The following is a 20,054-nucleotide window of genomic DNA, read 5'->3' as shown; positions in this document are numbered from 1 at the left end:
TTACTTAATATCCGTTTTCTTAAACCAGAAAATCCCTATCACAGATGATACCACAATTGTGAGTAGCGCCACGATTGCGATTTCAGGCAAGTCATGCGTTTGCTTTGGATCAGCAAAGTTAAAGTAAAATAACCACTTATTCACGAACCAATTTTGTAAAAAGGCCAGTGATTCAAATTTTGCAAACAGACCCGGTACGAATCCCGTCCCCAAGGTGTACAAGAAACTGACAATCAACGTTGGTCCCACTGAACGGACAATGATGGCAATCATCATGTAAACTGCTACATTCGCCAAAACCAGCAACCCTTCAACCAACAACGATTGCCAGGCAAATGTCCACCAACTATCAAATCCAGCTACATGCCCAAAATCAAAAAATAACGTGTAACCACCAACTGTCACGGCGGTTAAAATCACCGCTGCCATAATCGACAACACCATTGCGACACCCAGCTTAACTAGATAGTAGCGCGTTCGCGAATGCCCCAAAGCCAATGTGTTTCTGATTGTCCCATGTTGGAATTCTTCACCAATCATAAACGCAATTGCCGCCATAATCAGCATCAACAGCGCCAATCCATTCTTCTTAACAGCCAACACCCCAGTGGCACCGTTCACAACGGTCTCAATAATTTGAACAATATCGCCCCCGCTTTGACCTTGTTGCCATAGCGACCACCCTTGCACGACCGGCAACACAGCAATCACGACAAAAACCAACCACCAGCGACGACTATAACGCGTCCTTAACCATTCTGCTCGTAGCAAATTACTCATTGCCCGTCTCCTCCGTTAAACGTAGGAAGATATCTTCCAAACTCTGGCCTGCAACCTGGAGTCCAAGAACTTCAATGCCCGCTTGCACCAATTCTTGGTTTAGCAACCCGCGTTCTGCAATATGCCCGAATACACGGACTGTTTCGCCATCAATAACTTCATACGATGACCAGCCCAATTTATCTAATACCACAATCGCCTTATCTGGTGTTGGTGTCGTTACAGCCACGTAACGTTGGCTTTCGGTTGATAGTTCTTCTTCCGTCATCTCTCGTACGATTCTGCCGTGATGAAGCACTGCATAATGCGTTGCCACATGGGCCAGCTCATCCAACAGGTGACTAGAGATCAACACCGTCAGTCCGCGTTCACTGACCAATCGCTTAATAATTTCGCGAATTTCAACAATTCCAGCAGGATCCAATCCATTAGTTGGTTCATCCAAAATCAACAGTTGCGGATTCGTCACTAAGGTCATGGCAATCGTCAACCGTTGGCGCATCCCCAACGAAAAATTCTTAACCCGCTTCTTACCAACTGACCCGAGGTTCATCAAGTCTAGCAATGCTTGAATATCAGTCTCGCCCACACCGCCATTTGCAGCTTGAACCTGCATATTGGCATACGCCGTTAACTCCGGATATAGTGCCGGTGTTTCAATCGACTGCCCCATCTGACGGCGTGCCAGCTGCAATCCCGCTGGTGTTGATTCACCAAACAGAGAAATATCCCCATTATCCAAATGAATCAATTCCATCACCGCTCGCATAAGGGTTGATTTGCCGGCGCCATTTTCACCAATCAAACCATAAATTGCGCCACGTTCAATCGTGAGTGACACATCATCCAGCGCCAAGTGATTACCATATCGCTTGGTCGCGTGTTGTACTTTTAAAATCGTTTCCGCCATATTCGCTTCCTCATCATTTCAATAGTTCTATCATAACGAGCAAACAATAATAATTCGCCCTACAAACTGACAAGAAAGTGACAAGAAAAAACACTCGCATTCTCCAAATGGAAAATGCGAGTGTTTTTAACAGTTAATTAGTCTTCTGACTTCAAAACCTTCTTTGATACAACTGACAAGTCATCTGCCAAGTCGTATACCAAAGGCTCACCGTTAGCAATCTCAACACCCAAGATGTCATCATCTGAGATGTTTTCGATGTGCTTAACCAATGCGCGCAATGAGTTACCGTGGGCTGCGATAACAACGTTCTTACCAGCCTTCAAGTCTTGTGAAATGTTAGACTCCCAGAATGGCAATACGCGTTCCAACGTAACCTTCAAGTTTTCACCGAATGGCAACTCACCTTCAGGAACATCAGCGTAACGACGGTCAAAGGCTGGGTAAGTCTTACCCAAAACTTCAACAGTCTCTTCTTGCGTCTCTAGCAATGGAGGCAAAACGTCGTATGAACGACGCCATTGCAAAACTTGGTCTGCTCCCCACTTTTCAGCGGCGTCAGCCTTGTTCAAACCTTGCAAAGCACCGTAGTGACGCTCGTTCAAGCGCCATGACTTCATTTCAGGGATCCACAATTGACCAGCTTCTTCCAAAGCGTAGTGCAACGTCGTGATCGCACGCGTCAAAACTGACGTGTAAGCTTGGTCGAATTGGATGCCTTCCTTGGCCAACAATTCACCTGCAGTACGAGCTTGGGCAATACCCTTGTCGCTCAACTTCGTGTCTACCCAACCATTGAACAAGTTCAATGCGTTCCATTCACTTTGACCGTGACGGATCAAAACCAACTTTGCCATTGGTGATACCTCTTTTGTATTAGAATATTTCGTTACTATTGTAACAAAATTTCAGAACAAATAGTAGTGATTAATTGTTCCCCAAAGTTTCACCGTTATCATTTCGCCTAAGACAACAACAGAGGTACCGCAACGAAATGCGATACCTCTGTCAAAATGTGTTATTTAAGTTAAATCCAGTATATCGGAACGGCTAACTGACTACAAGCAGTTATCGCTTGATTTCACCATTCTCGATAACCAAACCAGATGAGTGAACTGGTCCTTGGCGATCTGGGTAGATGCGCTTGATGATACTGTTAACAGCAGTTGGCACTTCACCAAAACCAGTGGCAATCAATTCGGCCTTACCTGGGTACTCAGCCACGTCACCGACCGCGAAGACACCGGGAACAGTCGTCTCCATCTCTTGGCTAACCGTGAACTTCTGACGCTCAACAGCTGGTTGAATCGTCCAACCGGCAACAATCTTATTTTCTGACGTGAAGCCGTAGTTAACCATCAAATCATCGACGTTCAACACCTTCTTCTCATCTTCGCGAACCTTAGCCAAAGTCACATTCAATGAACCATCTTCAGCCTTTTCAACAGACTCAATGTTGTATGGTGTCTCGATTTGAACGGCTGACTTTTGCAATTCTGAAACAGCGTGTTCCATGGCACGGAACTTGTCACGACGGTGCGTCAAGTGTACTTCTGCTGCAACCGTGTCCAACAATGTTGACATATCAACAGCTGAGTCACCACCACCTGCAACCAGCACACGGTGGCCACGGAAGTCTTCAACGTCGTTCAAGAAGTAGTGAATACCTTGACCTTCTAGACCATTTTCAACATCTTCTGGCAAACGACGTGGCTCGAAAGCACCCTTACCCGTTGCCACGATAACTGACTTTGAGTGGAATGAACCCTTATCAGTCGTGATGTCAAATTCAGTGCCATTTGGGACAACATCAATAACTGTCGTATCAAGATACAAATCTTGTTGGAATTGACGCATTTGATCATCAAGTTCCTTCACAATCTTGGCTCCCGTTGTGTTCACGTAACCAGCAATATCCAAAATCGTCTTTTGTGGGTAAAGGTTGGCAACTTGACCTCCAACACTTTCCAAGCTTTCGATAATCGTCACGTCTAGTTCACGCAGCCCTGCGTAGAAGGCGGCGAACATACCAACTGGTCCAGCACCAATAATTGTTAAATCTGTATCCTTAAATTCAGTCATGATTGTTTACTTCCCGTTTCTATCGGATTTATTTTTCTTTTATTTACTTTTTGTATTATACGCTACAAAAAAATCCGCTGCATAGTATAAAGGACTATACAGCGGATTATTCTTACAAGTTACGGTCGTACAACGTTGCGAATTCTGACAAATCAACCCCGAAGTCGCTTGCTGAAACAATATCAACTGCGTTTCCTTCTTCGCCAGCCTTCTCTTCAAAAATCTTTGCGATATCAGCGTACAAAGCTTGGTAAGCTTCCTTGTCAGGTCCATCAACAACCAACAAGTAGTTTTCAGTACCAGTGGCTTCGTTCGTCAACCACAACAAGTGCATACGCTCAATCTTACCCATAGCGTCATCAGCCAAACCAATCAAATCGTAACGCAATGGCGTTGGGATGACATCTTCAGCAGAAGAAATTTGCATCTCGCCTTCACCCTGTTGCGCTGCCAACAAGCCAGCGATGTAAGCCAAGTTTTCACGTGAAATTGGCATACCGTTCGTGAATGGGTTCAATGCCAAGCCCTCAAGGTTTTCAGAATCTTCACCTTGCAAAACTGGCAAGTAGTCAGTCAACGCCATAGCCCATGGGTGAACAGGCTCTTCTGAATCAATTGGTTGGGCATTGAAGGCATACAAATCTGTAAAGATTGGGAATACTGAGTGGCCATTTTCCATCTCGAACGTCAACAAACGCATTTCTGCGCCTTCAGGAATTTCAACATCCCCATTTTCCTTGATGATTGGTGGCTCACTAAAGTTAACTGGTGCAATAAAGACCGCTTCAATCAACGCTTGAATAAACGCTTGCTCCGTTGTGCCGTTTTGATCTTCACGAAATGCTGCCAACGCATCTAGCAATGCGTCGTTACGCAAAACATCTTCTTGGTTATCCATTATAATTCCCCATTCTTAAATCCTTGTGTTTCATCTAGTATAACGAAAAAAAGAGCACCTGCCCAGATGACAGATGCTCTAATTGTTGGATTACTTTGTGTAAATTGGTGCGAATGCAGCCGCACGTGGGTAACCAATTTCTTGAACACCCAATACGTTCGTGAATGCTGGGGCACCAGCCATTTGAGCAAAGGCAAAGAATTGTGCCTTTGCTTCTTCAAGTTCACCATCCGTGTGGATAACGTAAATCAATGCACGCTCTGGTGCACGAACCAAGTCGATGGCCCAAACAGTTTGCAAGTCAGGCAAAACTTCACCCATACCCTCAGCCAACTTAGCTGCAAATTCTGTTTGATCATCAACAGGATCTTCCAAAGTGATAGGGTCTTGCTCACGCATTTGCGTCAACGTTGCCATCACGTAGTTCATGTTGTCTTGATTCATGACAACATTTTGACCGTAGGCATTGATAACCAAACCAGTATCAGGGTTAGCTGACATCAAAGCGGCATAAGTTTCCAATGAAACAGTCAAGGCAACAACACCTTCAGCTTCAGTTGACCACTTGTTGTATTCTTCTGTGCTCGTGAAAGCTGGGAAGAATACTTCACCCTTTGAGTTTTGGATGACTTGGTAGTTCAATTGTGCGGCAACTTCTGAGTCAATTACGAAAGTACCATCACCATTGTCAGTCAATTCAGCATCAACTTGTACTGGTGCTAGCAATGATGCGGCACCCAACATCGCGATGAAATCATGCTCAGTTTCAGGGTTAACATCTTTCTCGTAAGCATCTAGCGTTGCTTCAAGATCTTCATTTTCTAGTGGACGGTTGAAAATCACATCTGCCATGGTCAAATTCCTCATTCGTTTATTTTTTGTTAGTATACCCCAACTAAAACGAATAGTGTTGTAAAAAGGTTCTAAGGAATATCAGCCTAATCTAACGTTTCTGGTACAACCACTTTCTTGTCCAAAATATCTTGCTTGGCATCTTGCACTGCCATCCAGGCTTCAGTACTCATGCGTCCGCGCGTTACTGAGACACCATCATTATCAAGCCCATATACCAAGTGCTCACCACCAGGGAACTCATCCTTCATCGCCAAATTAGCGATATCGTACACCACTTGATCAACACGCTTCAACGCAGATGTTAGTGTGAAGTTTGATGAGGCATCAAGTGCTTGATAACGGCCACTTTGTGATTGGTTCGTATCAACACCAATCACCCAAACCTTCGCGGCACTACGGCGCTTTTCGTTGATTGATCGGGCCGCTTCAAAAACACCCTGACCAGCGCCACCCGCTGTTTGATAAATCACGTCAGCGCCAGCTTGATACATATTATTCGCCAAGGTTTTAGCCGTGGCATCATTTTTAAAATCACCAACATAGTCATGCAAAATCTTAATGTCTGGTTTAATCGATTGTGCACCTGCAATGTAGCCGGCCTCGAAAGCCTCCATCACAACCGACTTTTCCCCACAAACTAGTCCGATAGTGTCTGTTTTCGTCGTCTTTGCGGCAGCAACGCCAGCTAGATATGATGGTTGATTTGCTTGAAAGGTTACTGACACAACATTAGGTCGTGTCTGCGCAACATCACCAATCATGACAAAATCTCGATCAGGGTACTTTTGAACCGCTTCATCTACAGCTTGGATTTTGCGATACCCTACCGCAAAAACAGTCTTAAACCCATCATTAACCGCATCGGTAATTGCTTGCTGTGCCTCCGTCGCCGTTATGGCATGAAAAGATTGATAGCCATCAATTCCCTCAGCCAGCCCTGTTTCCAAGGCATATTTTTTAATCCCTCGCCAAGCAAGTTCTTGGTATGACTGATCATCAACGCCAGCGCCATCTGTAATCATGGCTACCGTTGCTTGAATCGGTTCCGTTTCGGCCTCAGTCGGGAGGCTCGTTATCATCATCCCCGCAATCGCGGCAATCAGCGCTGTTGCCGCAACACCAATAATCACACTTTTTTTCATCTCTTTCCCTCAACATGAAATCAAATTAAAAGACGTTATGCGTCTAAACGCACAACGTCTCATTTAACCAAATTACTTTGAAGGAACTGTGATTTCCTTATCAACAATCTTCTTTTGGGCTGCTTGAACAGCTTGCCAAGCTTCGTCAGACATGTTTCCGCGTGTTACAGCAACACCCTTGTCGTCCAAACCGTAAACCAATTGCTTACCACCAGGGAACTTGTCCTTAGCTGCCATTTCAGTCACGTCAACAACGGCCTTACCAACCTTCTTAACTGATGACGTCAACGTGAAGTTTGACTTACCGTCCTTCGCCGTGTAAGCACCATCATCGTTTTGGTCACGGTCAACACCGATTACCCAAACCTTGTCAGCAGCGTTCCTTTCGCTGTTCAAGTCCTTAGCTTCAGTGAAGACACCAGCACCGGCACCACCAGCAGCTGAGAAGATCACATCAGTACCGTTTTGGTACATTGAAGCCGCAATCGTCTTACCCTTACCAGCATCAGTAAAGCTACCAACGTATTGTACATCAACTTGAATGTCAGGGTTAACTGACTTTGCACCAGCAACGAAACCAGCTTCGAATGTCTTCACAACTGCTGATTCCATACCACCAACGAAACCAAGCTTGTTCGTCTTAGTCGTCTTAGCGGCAGCAACACCAGCCAAGTATGATGATTGTTCTGACTTAAACGTTACTGAGACAACGTTATCACGCTTCTTTGCGATGTCATCGACAATCATAAAGTTCGTGTCTGGGTGCTTCTTAGCTTCTTCGTTAACCGTTGAAGTCAATTGGAACCCAATACCATAAATGTTCTTGAAACCGGCTGACACAGCTTGATCATAGTTTGTCTTAAAATCAGCGTGTGACTTTGATTGATAGTAAGTGTAACCATTCTTACCTTGCTTAACGCCGTTTTCCTTACCCCATTTCTCCAAGCCTTCCCAGGCAGATTGTTGGAATGACTTATCGTCAACTCCACCACCGTCAGTCACCAACGCGACTGATGTCTTACCTGCTTCACCTGAAGCTGACTTGTTTCCAGATAGTGCGGCGTATGCGCCACCAGCGATTACTACTACCGCAGCACCAGCAATCCACATCTTTACGTTTGAAGCCATGTTTTTTTTCCCCTTTATGAAAAACCCATTTATTTTTTCGATGACCAATTCATCTATGCCATAAATATAACGAACAAATTCATAAAAGTAAACGATTATATTCGCTTATTCACAATTATTTCATAGTTAATCGTTTTAAAAAGTCCGAAATTATCGAGTAAAACGTTTATAACACGAACTCACCCCGTTCAGGCGCACAAAAAAAGCGACGATTTCCGTCGCTCAATCAGTTTCTATTAATTTACCAGTCGAACCATGTACGTTTCTGGCACAAAACCACGGACAGCATTGTACAAGCGCTTTGCTCGTGATGCCTTATCAGTAATTGCAAAGACCGTTGGACCCGTACCAGACATCTGAACCGCATCCGCCCCAAACTTACGCATCTTCTCTTTCAGCTTCACAATTTCTGGATACTTTGACGCTGTAACTGGTTCAAGAACATTAAACATCCCCTTGAACGCGGCATCAAAATCGCCACGCTCAACGGCGTCCATCAACGCTGACATGTCCCCGTGTTCCAAGTTGTCATAATCAATCATCTTCAGAATTTTAGGCGTCGACACACTAATTGCTGGCTTCGACACAACCAACCATAGCGGTGGAAACTTTTGTGAGAGTGGCGCCACGATTTCACCGCGTCCCGTCACCCGTGCTGGTCGTGAATACACACAGAACGGCACATCGGCATCAATTTTCAACCCAATCTCAGCAAGTTGCGCTTCCGTTAAGGTCATATGCCAGATTTTATTTAAACCGCGCAATACAGCCGCCGCATCTGATGAACCACCGCCAAGTCCAGCTGCCACTGGAATATGCTTGTCGATATGAATTTCCACCCCTTCAGATACACCCGCCCGTTCGCGCATCAATTCAGCCGCTTGATAGGCTAAATTTTTTTCATTCAATGGCAACAAGCCACTTGTCGATTCAACGATAATCTCTTGATGATCTGTCGTTGTTCGAATTGTGACTGTGTCAGCCAAATCAATCGCAACCATCAACATGTCCCATTCTTGTTCGCCATCAGCATGCGCAAATGGCGTATCAAGACTAATATTAAGCTTCGCATATGCGCGTTCTAAAATTTCCATGTTAACGGTCATCCTTTCGCAGAGTTTCTTTCATTATAGCAATTTGCAACCGTTTACGAAACAATCGACCTTGCTTGAAAAAAGCCCCATTTATCGGACATCTCCTGTATACTTAAAGAACTATACAACGAAAGGTTGCTCATATGCGCTATCTCTACATTTTGCTCGGGTTGATCACGTTCGGTATTGGAACCGTAACGATTTGGGTGCCCGGCATTCCAACGACGCCCTTTTACTTGCTAACTGCATTTTTTTGGGGTCGTTCATCAGAGCGACTTCACGCCTGGTTAACCCAAAATAAACACTATCAAAAATATGTGCATGAAGGCATCTACCACCGTGGTTTGACACAACGTGCGCGCATTGTCATCTATCTCGTAACCGCAGCTATGATGAGTATCCCGTTCTTTACTTCTGGCAAGACATGGCTCCAATTCACATTAATTGGTGCATCGCTTAGCCAAATTATCTCAATGGAAGGCTTCTACCGTGGCTGGTGGATGAACAACTGGTTCCTACCAGACGATGATACTGAATAACCAAAAAAATCTCGACCGCAAAATGCAGTCGAGATTTTTTATTACATATCGAATCGACCCTTAAGTGACGCAATCACATCTGGCGTCAATCGAACGCTATTCGCTTGAATGAATTGTTGCACATCAGCCAACGTCTCAAACTTTTGCTTAACTGGTTGTACCAAGTTCGCTTGCAACAACGCCTCAGCAAATTGGACGTCGGCCATATTAATCGTTGTCATCCCCCAAGGTTGTGACAACAGCAACTCTTCCCAAGTCCCCTTGATAAGGGCCTCGGCACGCTCATAACGACGATCCTTATTAATAAATGATCGCAAATCAACTGGGTTCAAATCATTCTCTGCCATCATGCCACTCCTCTAACCAACTTGCGGCATCATCGCCTAACCATTGTTGGTTTGTTTCAATAAATTGTTCAAAGTCATCTGCGACATCAGCTTGTTCAACTAAGTCCGCTTCGTATAATGCAATCGCAAATTGCGCATCGGTTGCTGCAATCGTCGTCGGTGAAATCGGATGACTCACTACAAAGCGATTCCACTCATTCCACAACAAAGCAACCGCGCGTTCGTATTGTGGTGCCCGCAAAATCACGGCACGTAACATCAATGGATCAAGCGCCATTAATTTCCCTCCCATTTTGTCAATGTCACAACTTGGCCAACCGGTTGCAAAACTGAAAGTGTCGCGTCGGTTGGCAAAACCCATACTAATCGACGATAACGATTAGCTGGTAATTCTTGTTCACCGTCACCATCGGTAAAGATAACCACGACAGTACTCTGCGGTTGGTATCGCTCTGCTTGCAACGTTTCAAAAATCGTCGCAAAGCGCGTGCCACCACCAGCACGACGGCGACCATCAGCAATCCAATTTTTATCAATTGCATGTACTTCAGTGTCGAAGGCAAAGAAATCAACTGCCGCTGCAAGTTGTTTTTGCATCTGGGCCACCTCGGCGATAAAGCGACTCGCCGTGTCATCTGAAATTGACGCTGAATTATCGATAAATACCGCAATCTTAGTCTGTGTCGCGTCCACTTGCCCCGGCAATTCCATGCGATATGGTTGGCGACGATTGAAACGGGCACGACTATCTTGCTTGCCTGCTGGCACGTTGCTCATCGCCTTACGCAACAAGCCTCGCCAGTTACGTCGTGGCGCCAATAGTTGTTCAATCTGACGTTCAACTTCGCCCGCCATATTACCGCGACCCGCAACTAGCGCATCGTGGTTCGCATCGGCAACCACATTTCGCAACGCTGCTTCTGCTTCTTCACCAGCCTCAGCACCTGTCGACCAACCTTTGTGATCGTCACCAGGCAACTGTGAACTGGCCCCTTCGTTATCAATCGTATCCATCAATGGATGCAATAAATTGTAATAGGTACTTGAATCGGCATACGTTGGCAAATCCAATTCAATCATTTCTTCAACTTCAGCCAACGTGTGGGCACCTGGAAAGCCACCACGAATATATTGATTAACCGATAAGTCAGTTGCCAAGCCAACCATCTTGGCCTCAGCTGCATTCTCAGCAATTTTATCTGCATAACGAATTGGGTGTTCCCACACCATGTGTAGCACTTGGTGGGTTAGTGCACCTTTTACGTCCGCAACCGAATGATAAACTTCTTCGAATAAAATCGGATTAATCCGCAACTCCCAAAATGGCGCTTGCCAAGAAAGTCCCATCGTACCACCAACCGTGTCATCGTACACACGATTTAATCGTAAGACGACTTCACCATAAAACCGGCTTTCGTCCAGCAATTTCATCGTGGCTTTTTGGACTAGTTCATCAATCTTCTGATAGGTCATAGGCGGCCACCTTCGTGATGACATCGTAAAGTTGCTTTGCGTGGTCACCAGTTGAACTGTAAAGTTGCTCCAACAAGTTACCCGCTGCCAATTGCTTAACGACTGCGTATTGGCCATCCTTGGCCGTTGCTGTCAAAATTTGCGTAAAGCGACCAGCGTTATCATCTTGGGCAATATCAACTGCGGCTAACGTTGACTTCAACAAGGCCAACTTTTGCACTTCAGGCAAACTAACGAACTTCGTCATCACTTGTTCTGGCACTTCTGGTCCCCATGGTTGGCTTACAAAGATATCCATTGGCGTCAATGTCTCTTGGTTTGTTTGCATAAATTGCACGAAACGTTGCGCAGCAGCTTCACCTAGATCACCAGCCACAATGTCAAAAATCAATGCTTGCTGAGTCGCTTCTGGCAAGGTCAATAATTCATATAAATTGTCTGACACACGTTGCCAAGCACGTGGCGTAGGATTCAAGTCATCCCCACGTTCAGCTGGGTAAAGTTGCGTCGCATCTTCTTGTAGGTAACGTTGAATCATCTCATGGATGTTTGGGCGTTGCTTCGTCTTATCTTCAGTCGCTGCCCAGGCCAGCCAGTCGGCAACATCAACCTTCATCACTAAGCGAACCGTACGATCCTTAATAGCCGCATCTCCAGCCACAACCCCGTAATCGGCATTTTCAAATCCAGCCATCGTTTCATCAGGATTTTCAGCAATCACCAGCTTCACTTCGGCTGGTAAAATCAATGAATTAATTTGGCGTTGCAAGACCAAATTCATCAACTCACTTTGGACCGCTTGTGAGCCACGATTAAACTCGTCCAAGAACCAAATAATTGGCTTGCCTGGGTGCGCTTGCGCAGCTTCAATAATCTCAATCAACGTGTGCGTGTAACCGTACTTTACGTCAGCCAACGAACCATACTGCTCGGTTTCAACATAAGCATCACTGGTCAAAGGTGGCACTGGAATCGCCAAGTCACCCTTTTCTGACAAAGAAACAACCGTCGTAAAAAGCGTTGCGCCCATTTGGCGGGCAATTTCAGCGACCAACGCTGACTTACCAATACCAGCTTCACCGACAATATTAGGCACATTACCACCTCGCAACACGAGTGGAACTGCCGTTACTAATTCCTGAAATGAAAGCGCCATGTCGTTCTCCTCAATCTACTGTTAATTACTTATAGTTTACGCTGTTTCAAACCCTTTTTGGCTTTAAAAGTTAGTTGGTTGTCTGTGTCCGCCACCCAAAAAGAAAAGCCACCAGATGCTTTAAGTTCATCTGGTGGCTACCATGGTGTTTCAGTTGTCTTTCTGTACGCGACAATCGCTTGGCAAAGTATCATGACATGAGTTAACAGGTTCGTCCATCTGTACACTTCGTTTTCCAAGGGAAGGTCTCATGTCGTTGATTCAATACCAGGTTAAGACTAGCTCATTGTTTGCGCGTTTGATATGAGCGTCATCGTGACGATTGGCAATCGAAGCATCAATTCATTTATGAATTATACGGAACACTTTGATATTCGCCTAATAAAAAGGGAACTTTAGTTTAAATAGTCCGTCGCAACGTCTTTGAACAACTCAATCATCTTGAAGTAAGCCGCTTCTTCAACGTACTCATCCGCCTTGTGGGCCGTTGCGTTACCTGGTCCGATGACTGCCAATTGCATGTTTGGGTTGGCCTTGATAAATTGTGAGGCATCCGTTCCCAATGACACCGCAATCGCAGGTGCAGCCATTGGTTCATCCAAATACTTTGGAATTGTTTGCTGAATAAGCTGAATCAATGCACTGTCCTTTGGCGCAACAACCGCACCGTCATATGCCTTAACATTCAAACGCAAATCCATTTGTGAATCCGTTGCCATCACATCGGCCATCAACTTTTTCAAACGGCCAATCAATTCCTCCGGTGGCAACTCTGGAATGATACGCGTTAGCACCGTCAATGTTGCTGAGTCAGGGACTGAGTTTTGTTGCTGGCCACCTTGAATGACGTCAGGTCCATATAACGTACGGTCCAACACTGGACTAACTTCTGGCAGTTCTGCATAGAATTGCTTCTCAGCTAGATAGTAGGTAATCAAATGGTCAATCGCATTGATGCCCAACTTTGGCATCGAACTGTGTGCTGCCTTTCCCTTCGCCGTCACTTCATAAGCCAAAAAGCCCTTGTGCGCGTGAAAGATAAAGTGTTGTTCCGGCGCCTTGCTACCACGCTTCTTTTCATTCAACTCAACCAAAGCTTCCGGATCGATTACTGCCCCACCGCTGTGGAAATAATCATCAATGTCGTCCAACGCCACGCCAGTTGGTTCGGCAATTACCATTGCTTCAACATCATCCAAGTAGCCTCGATCAGTTAGCAACTTTGCGCCAGCTTCCGTCTTTTCTTCATCAACCGTGGCGATGAAGCGCACTGTTCCATGCAACGGCGTACCAGATTCTTGTAACTCAATCATTGCAATCAAGAATTCGGCGATACCGCCCTTCATATCCGTCGTGCCACGGCCATACAAGCGACCATCCTTTGCAACCACTTCAAACGGATCTGTTGACCAGGTATCTAAATCACCTTCATGAACCGTATCAATGTGGCCGGCAAACGCCAGCACTGGTCCTTCACCATCCCCAATTTCCGCCACAATGTTTGCACGTTGTGAATCATCAGCCACTAACTGACTTTCGATGCCATGGCGCTTAAAGACGTCCTGCAAATAAACCGCTACTGATGTTTCATTGGCTGCTACCGTGTTAATGGCAACCAAGTCTTTTAGTATTGTTAATTTTTCTTGTTCCCGCATAGTTTTCCCCACCTTCAAAACTTCTCATGTAATTTTAATCTATGTGGCCCAAATACGCAAAACAGCGATTAAGTATCATAAGAGATACTTAATCGCTGTGAACATTTTTAACGTTGTTGTCGTGCCTCAATCTCAGCAACGACTTCTTCTGGCTTCTTTGGATGCACGCCAATATTCATCAAGATGGCGACTACCGTTCCGATGAACGTATCAAACACACGTTCCACGGCATACATATATGTCGCATCTGCTGGAATCGTCAACGCAATCATCAGCAAAGCCGCCGTCGATCCGATAATTCCTTTGTTGTTACCAATGCCGTCATTGATTGAAATCAACAACATTAGGAACGTTGGCAACACCAGAATTTGGACCAAACTAGCTTCATTGAAGTATTCGTAAATCAAAAAGTACGCAATTGCAAAGCCACCACCTAAAGCATTGGCTAACACACGCGACTTACCAAACTCAACCGTCGTCTCAAAATCTTGTCTTAGCGAAAACACAGCTGAAAGTGCTGCAATCATAGGATTACCACGATCAATGAGGACGAAAATTGCCACAATAATCATGACAGCTAACCCCGTTTTAAACGTGCGCATCCCCAATCGAAATGATCCTAATTTCATACAGTTGCTTCTCCGTTGTTATTCGTATTGTGTTGCATGACGATAACCAATAAAGATCATCGTTGCAACGCCGACAAAGGCAATAAAGACCACACCTGCTCCGCCATAGAACAATGAACCATAACCGCTCTGTTCAATCACGGCGCCACCTAACAAAGGCCCAATGGCACGACCGACAGACGGCGCCGCCGCTGTCAGTCCTTGGTAACGTCCCTTTAACTCCATTGGTGTTAGCTCATTGACCAGCGCCGGAATCATTGGGAAGGCTGTTGCTTCACCAATCGTTGTGACAACCATCGCCAACGCAAACCCGGTAAACATCTTGGCGAATGGCAAAATCAAGAATGCCAACCCAAACATCAACAAGCCGGCAAAAATCTGAATAAACATTGATTTGCGATTAGCTGATAAGTTCAAAGCGTTCATACCAAGCTGAATAACAGCAATCAAAATACCGTTAATCGTCCATAACATTGAGTATTGCCACAATGGCAACTTCAACACACTCGACATGTAAACTGACAAATTACCAAGCCATTGTGAATATGAAATCCACAAGACCATTAAACCAATGACACCAGTGTAAACCAAGCGCCAATTCCATTTTGGTAATTTGAAACTTGACTTCGTTGTCTTTTGTTCTGTACGTTCCACTTTAATTTTGAAATGTGAACGCACAATGAACAAAAGGACAATATACATAATCAACGCCAAGATAAACAACCACGTAATCCCATACGTATAAATAGGTCCAACGGCAGCCGTTGCAAACACCATACCAAAGTTTCCCATAAAGTACAGCATGTTAAAGACAAATCGACCGTCGTGGCTACGGACATAGGTACCATACGAATTAATCGCAGCTGTGTTCCAACCACCGAAGAAACCAACTACGGCCAGAATAACCGCATAAGTTGGCCAACCGTGGAAGAGAATGAACAACACCTGCAACACAATCATGGCCACTGTTCCAAATTGAATCAGCTTATGCGGTGAGAAGCGATCAAATAATCGACCGCTGACCAGCGATCCAACTGCCTGACCTACGGCATTAGCCATCATGACCCAACCAATAATGACTAGCGTTTGATAAAGTTCATCGTGCAAATACACTGACGTCAACGGCCAAATAAAGCCAAAGGCAACACTGTTAATGAAACTAGCCGTCAACAACCAGCGAATTGACATGCCTTGTTCGTTTGTTTGCATCCCTTACCTCCATTATTTGAAAAAAGAGAACGAGGCTACCAAATTGGTACCCCCGTTAATGACTGTTGTTATTACCACAGCAGCTGTTGGTCACGTCGGAGGTCAAAAACCTCCGACATTCTCAGTCTGCTTTACCCGAATCCACCTGGTTCTTCAGCGTGGAATTCAATGTTTGAGAATTTGTTGTATGACTTAACAAATAGCAAACGGGCGGTTCCACGAGCACCAGAACGGTTCTTTTCCAAGATGACTTCGATTTCTCCGACATCTTGTTGTTCTTCATCACGCGGATCATTTGGATTGTCTGAATCATCGTTAGCTTTCTCGTAATAATCATCACGATACAAGAAAGCAACGATGTCGGCGTCCTGCTCGATTGATCCAGATTCACGAATATCTGACAACATCGGACGCTTGTCTTGACGTTGTTCAACACTACGAGAAAGCTGAGAAAGCGCAATAATTGGCACATCCATTTCCATGGCCATCATCTTGATGGCACGAGAAATAGCTGAGACTTCTTGCTGACGTCCTTCACTTCCAGTTCCTTCAATCAGCTGCAAGTAATCGATAATAACCAAGCCAATTTGGCCTTCACGCTTGTATAGACGACGCAACTTCGAACGAATTTCCGTCACCTTGATACCAGCCGTATCATCGATATAAATCTTGGTATTTGCCAATGAACCCATGGCCACAGCTAAAGCATTCCATTCTTCGGAATCCAATTGACCAGTACGCATGTGCTGTGAGTTGATGTTTCCTTCAGCCGCCAACATACGGTTAACCAATGACGTGTCCGGCATTTCCAGTGAGAAAATAACAACTGGCAAGTTCGGGTCAGCCACGGCAACCTTTTGGGCAATATTCAAAACGAACGCCGTCTTACCAACGGCCGGACGTGCGGCCACGATGATCATTTCGCCACCGTGGAACCCAGTCGTCAAATTATCCAAAGCTGGGTAACCTGAGGCAAGTCCCGTAACCGTCTCAGTCGTTCGAGAGTTTTGCTCAATTTGCTCAAATGACTTCTCAACCACGTCCGCGATATTCTTAAAGTCAGCGCTCTTCTCGCCACCATTAATCATATCCAGCTTCGTTGACAATTCAGCCACGGCATCGTCAACCGAATCCGCACCTTCATACGTTTGCGTCAAACTGTTTTGCAACGTATCAATCATGTTGCGACGAATCGACTTTTCACGCACGATGCGCGCATAGTAAAGCGCATTGCCGGCAACCGGCACCGTTGATGCTAGTTCAGTCAGGTAGGCCATGCCACCCACGTTTTCGACTTGATTATCCTTATTCAGTTCATCGGTAATCGTCAAAATATCGATGGCACGTTGCGTTTCATCAAGCTTCAAAATTGCTGCATAGATTAAACGGTGTGCCGTTCGATAAAAGTCAGATGGTTCCAAGATTGTCATCAAGTCCGCAATCAAATCCTGCGGGTCAGTCGACAACAAAATAGATCCCAAAACGGCTTGTTCAGCGGTCACATCTTGCGGCACGCTAAGCGCAGTCGTTTCTGTTTCATCTGCCATGGGGACGCCTCCTTTATATGTGTATTCATAAAATCTATTGTAACAGAAAAAGCCAGTGAAACATCACTGGCTCGTCACTTTATTTATCTACCGATTTTTTATTGCTCATCCGTGTGGATACGAATCTTTGCCTCAACATCGTGGTGCAACTTAACCGTTACGGTACGGTAACCCAAGGCACGGATTGGCTCCTTCATATCCATCTTGCGCTTATCAATCTTCAAGCCGAATTGCTTCTCCAAAGCTTCAACAACTTGCTTTGATGAGATGGCACCGAACAAACGACCGTCAGTTCCAGCCTTTGCCTTCAACTCAACAACCGTCTTGTCGTCTTCCAACTTTGCCTTCAAAGCCTCAGCTTCAGCCTTTTCTTCAGCGGCCTCACGATCGGCTGCCTTCTTTTGGCCACGCAATGCAGAAACATTTGCGTTAGTTGCGGGCTCAGCCTTCTTGTTCTTAATCAAGAAGTTGTTAGCGTAGCCATCAGGAACTTCCTTAACTTCGCCCTTCTTACCGCGCCCCTTAACATCTTCCAAGAAAATAACCTTCATGATTATCGACCTCACTTATTAATCTTCATTATCACCATCATCGTTTGTTCCCGTAAGAACAGACAACAATTGTTCATAGACGGCAGTGGTCGTCGTATCTGAGACCTGCGTTGCCGCATTACTCAAATGACCGCCTCCGCCCATCGCTTCCATTACTAATTGTACATTAAATGACCCAGTTGAGCGCGCCGAAACGGCAACTGTATTATCATCGCGTCGTGAAATAACAAACGACGCTTCAATCCCAATCATTTGCAACAACGCATCTGCAGCCTGTGCGGCCACAACCGAATCATATTGCACATCATCTTCACCGATAACAATTGCCGCATTATCATGAATTTGCGCACGCTCAATCAAGTGTGCACGCTCACGGTATGAATCAACCGTTTCCTTCATGAAGTCCTGTAGCATCTTACCATCAGCGCCAACTGAACGCAGGTAACTAGCCGCATCGAACGTTCGCGTACCAGAACGCAACGTGAATGACTTGGTATCAACTTGGATACCCGCCAGCATCGCAGTCGCCTCAATACGAGACAACCCCTTCGTACGACGTGGTTGATACTCAAACAATTCCGTTACCAACTCAGATGTTGATGAGGCATATGACTCAATGTAAACCAATTGCGGTTCATCTGGGAATTCTTCGCCACGGCGGTGGTGATCGATAATCACAACCCGCTCAGATAGTTGTTGATAGACTTCAGGTGATTCTGAAATCGATGGCTTTGAATGATCCACCATGACCAACAAGCTTCGTTCAGTCGCTTCTGACAATACTTGTGAAGGCACCATCATTGCAGATTGATCTGACGGATCAGCCTTAAGTTCTTGCAACAACAACTTAATATCTGAGTGCTCATGCCCGCTCTCTTCGTAGACAACCCATGACGGCTTACCCAACATTTGAGCCAAACGGCGAACACCCAGCGCGGCACCAAACGAATCCATATCAGAACGTTTGTGTCCCATAATGAAAATTTGGTCCGCTTGCGTCATCAAATCAGCCAACGCTTGTGAGATGACACGCGCACGCACACGGGTACGCTTGGCCATTGGGTTTGTGTTTCCACCGTAGAAACGAGCATCCCCAGTCGGTGACTTCACAACAACTTGGTCACCACCACGACCCAACGCCAAGTCCAAGTTAGCTTGAGCGTTCTGCGCCAAAACATCAATCGCCGTTTCCTTATAAGCGATACCAATACTCAACGTGATTGGCGTGTTCTGCATTGAAGTTGCCTCACGAACCGCGGTCAACACATTAAACTTATCAGCCTCGGCGCGACGCAAACCGTCACGATAACCGATCAACATATAACGATCGACAGCCAAACGACGCACATAAATCTTGTGCTCAGCCATCCAGTCTGACAACGTCTTCGTCACGAAGGTACGTAATGCAGAAGCGTCCGAGTCGTTCATGCCTTCAGACACTTCGTCATAGTTATCCAAGGAAACAATTCCAATGAACAACTTGTGCGCTTCGTAGTCACTCATAACTTGCGCTGAGTCAGTGGCATCCAGCAGATATGCAGCGCGGAGTTCCGGCTGCACTTGCACATTAAATACGCGATCCAACCAGTGCAATTGCGTAACACGCTTATCTTCATCCGGCCATCGCTTAATCAAGTCTGCCAATTGCACGGAAGCTTCCTGCAATGGTCGACCAACGATAACGCGTTCCCCAAGGAAACTTTGTAGATAAGGGTTCACCCAATTAACTTCGTTCTGCTCATTGAACAAAACGACCCCCAAAGGCATCTGAATAATCGCTTCTTGTTCACCACGATTAACGCGGTATGAAAGATTCTCAATATAGTGTGTGGTGTCTTCGCCAATAATCTGCAAGGTCTTGAATATGACCATCAAAGCAATCACAACCAAGGCCAGCCAGACAATTCCGGCAACCCAATTCACCATAAAGGCTAGAATCGCGCCGATAATTGCCATCACCGAGACGAGCACTGCCATCCAAGCGAGGCGCCGATTTTGGAAAAACGCCGGTAAAGCATCCAAATTTTTCACGCGTATCACCCAACCCATTCCTTAATAG

At 45.6% G+C, this 20,054-nt stretch carries 20 protein-coding genes; 1 reads left to right on the top strand and 19 read right to left on the bottom strand.

Going from position 1 to position 20,054, the window contains the following annotated elements; genetic code table 11:
* From ACAW68_01375 to ispE, 9 genes are all read right to left on the bottom strand, one after another.
* Positions 1–780, bottom strand: a complete 780-nt coding sequence (locus ACAW68_01375; protein XGA16254.1) for an ABC transporter permease — start codon at positions 778–780, stop codon at positions 1–3.
* Complete coding sequence (locus ACAW68_01370) at positions 773–1,690, bottom strand: ABC transporter ATP-binding protein (GenBank protein XGA16253.1); 918 nt, start codon at positions 1,688–1,690, stop codon at positions 773–775. Before ACAW68_01370 ends, ACAW68_01375 begins: the two co-directional genes overlap by 8 nt.
* A gap of 137 nt (positions 1,691–1,827) precedes the next feature.
* Positions 1,828–2,547 (bottom strand): 2,3-diphosphoglycerate-dependent phosphoglycerate mutase, encoded by a 720-nt coding sequence (gpmA, locus tag ACAW68_01365; GenBank protein XGA16252.1) that lies wholly within the window; start codon positions 2,545–2,547, stop codon positions 1,828–1,830.
* 211 nt (positions 2,548–2,758) lie between these two features.
* The gene (locus ACAW68_01360; protein XGA16251.1) at positions 2,759–3,772 is read right to left on the bottom strand and encodes an NAD(P)/FAD-dependent oxidoreductase; all 1,014 of its coding nucleotides are present in this window, start codon (positions 3,770–3,772) and stop codon (positions 2,759–2,761) included.
* Positions 3,773–3,884: 112 nt separating this feature from the next.
* The gene (locus ACAW68_01355) at positions 3,885–4,670 is read right to left on the bottom strand and encodes an SseB family protein (GenBank protein ID XGA16250.1); all 786 of its coding nucleotides are present in this window, start codon (positions 4,668–4,670) and stop codon (positions 3,885–3,887) included.
* Positions 4,671–4,760: 90 nt separating this feature from the next.
* A complete protein-coding gene (locus ACAW68_01350; GenBank protein ID XGA16249.1) occupies positions 4,761–5,522 on the bottom strand; it encodes an SseB family protein in 762 nt (253 codons plus the stop codon).
* Between the two features lie 86 nt (positions 5,523–5,608).
* Entirely contained in the window at positions 5,609–6,667 is a 1,059-nt protein-coding gene (locus ACAW68_01345; protein XGA16248.1) for a BMP family protein, read from the bottom strand.
* 72 nt (positions 6,668–6,739) lie between these two features.
* Positions 6,740–7,795, bottom strand: coding sequence for a BMP family protein (locus ACAW68_01340; protein ID XGA16247.1), 1,056 nt, complete (start codon positions 7,793–7,795; stop codon positions 6,740–6,742).
* Between the two features lie 236 nt (positions 7,796–8,031).
* The gene (gene ispE, locus ACAW68_01335) at positions 8,032–8,889 is read right to left on the bottom strand and encodes a 4-(cytidine 5'-diphospho)-2-C-methyl-D-erythritol kinase (GenBank protein ID XGA16246.1); all 858 of its coding nucleotides are present in this window, start codon (positions 8,887–8,889) and stop codon (positions 8,032–8,034) included.
* Positions 8,890–9,032: 143 nt separating this feature from the next.
* Here ispE and ACAW68_01330 point away from each other — a divergent pair, with 143 nt between their 5' ends.
* Positions 9,033–9,428, top strand: a complete 396-nt coding sequence (locus tag ACAW68_01330; protein ID XGA16245.1) for a YbaN family protein — start codon at positions 9,033–9,035, stop codon at positions 9,426–9,428.
* A 41-nt stretch (positions 9,429–9,469) separates the two neighbouring features.
* Here ACAW68_01330 and ACAW68_01325 read toward each other — a convergent pair whose 3' ends face one another.
* The 10 genes from ACAW68_01325 to ACAW68_01280 form a co-directional block, all read right to left on the bottom strand.
* Positions 9,470–9,778 (bottom strand): hypothetical protein, encoded by a 309-nt coding sequence (locus tag ACAW68_01325; GenBank protein XGA16244.1) that lies wholly within the window; start codon positions 9,776–9,778, stop codon positions 9,470–9,472.
* Positions 9,762–10,052 carry a hypothetical protein gene (locus ACAW68_01320; GenBank protein XGA16243.1) on the bottom strand — a complete coding sequence of 97 codons (291 nt, stop codon included), beginning with the start codon at positions 10,050–10,052 and terminating at the stop codon, positions 9,762–9,764. Before ACAW68_01320 ends, ACAW68_01325 begins: the two co-directional genes overlap by 17 nt.
* Positions 10,052–11,248, bottom strand: a complete 1,197-nt coding sequence (locus tag ACAW68_01315; protein XGA16242.1) for a VWA-like domain-containing protein — start codon at positions 11,246–11,248, stop codon at positions 10,052–10,054. Before ACAW68_01315 ends, ACAW68_01320 begins: the two co-directional genes overlap by 1 nt.
* Complete coding sequence (locus ACAW68_01310; GenBank protein ID XGA16241.1) at positions 11,229–12,404, bottom strand: ATP-binding protein; 1,176 nt, start codon at positions 12,402–12,404, stop codon at positions 11,229–11,231. Before ACAW68_01310 ends, ACAW68_01315 begins: the two co-directional genes overlap by 20 nt.
* 395 nt (positions 12,405–12,799) lie before the next feature.
* Positions 12,800–14,059 (bottom strand): M20/M25/M40 family metallo-hydrolase, encoded by a 1,260-nt coding sequence (locus tag ACAW68_01305; protein XGA16240.1) that lies wholly within the window; start codon positions 14,057–14,059, stop codon positions 12,800–12,802.
* 107 nt (positions 14,060–14,166) lie between these two features.
* Positions 14,167–14,688: an aromatic acid exporter family protein gene (locus tag ACAW68_01300; GenBank protein XGA16239.1), complete on the bottom strand. Its 522-nt coding sequence runs from the start codon at positions 14,686–14,688 to the stop codon at positions 14,167–14,169.
* An 18-nt stretch (positions 14,689–14,706) separates the two neighbouring features.
* Positions 14,707–15,897 carry an MDR family MFS transporter gene (locus tag ACAW68_01295; GenBank protein XGA16238.1) on the bottom strand — a complete coding sequence of 397 codons (1,191 nt, stop codon included), beginning with the start codon at positions 15,895–15,897 and terminating at the stop codon, positions 14,707–14,709.
* Positions 15,898–16,028: 131 nt separating this feature from the next.
* Positions 16,029–17,444, bottom strand: a complete 1,416-nt coding sequence (gene dnaB, locus ACAW68_01290) for a replicative DNA helicase (GenBank protein ID XGA16237.1) — start codon at positions 17,442–17,444, stop codon at positions 16,029–16,031.
* 98 nt (positions 17,445–17,542) lie between these two features.
* Positions 17,543–17,995 carry a 50S ribosomal protein L9 gene (gene rplI, locus ACAW68_01285; GenBank protein ID XGA16236.1) on the bottom strand — a complete coding sequence of 151 codons (453 nt, stop codon included), beginning with the start codon at positions 17,993–17,995 and terminating at the stop codon, positions 17,543–17,545.
* Between the two features lie 18 nt (positions 17,996–18,013).
* Positions 18,014–19,972 carry a DHH family phosphoesterase gene (locus ACAW68_01280; GenBank protein XGA16235.1) on the bottom strand — a complete coding sequence of 653 codons (1,959 nt, stop codon included), beginning with the start codon at positions 19,970–19,972 and terminating at the stop codon, positions 18,014–18,016.
* Positions 19,973–20,054 lie beyond the last annotated feature (82 nt).

Origin of the sequence: Weissella confusa (assembly GCA_041871065.1) — a bacterium.
Taxonomy (GTDB): domain Bacteria; phylum Bacillota; class Bacilli; order Lactobacillales; family Lactobacillaceae; genus Weissella; species Weissella confusa_A.
Note: the sequence above shows the minus strand (reverse complement) of the source record. Positions and strands in the feature narration are given on the sequence as shown.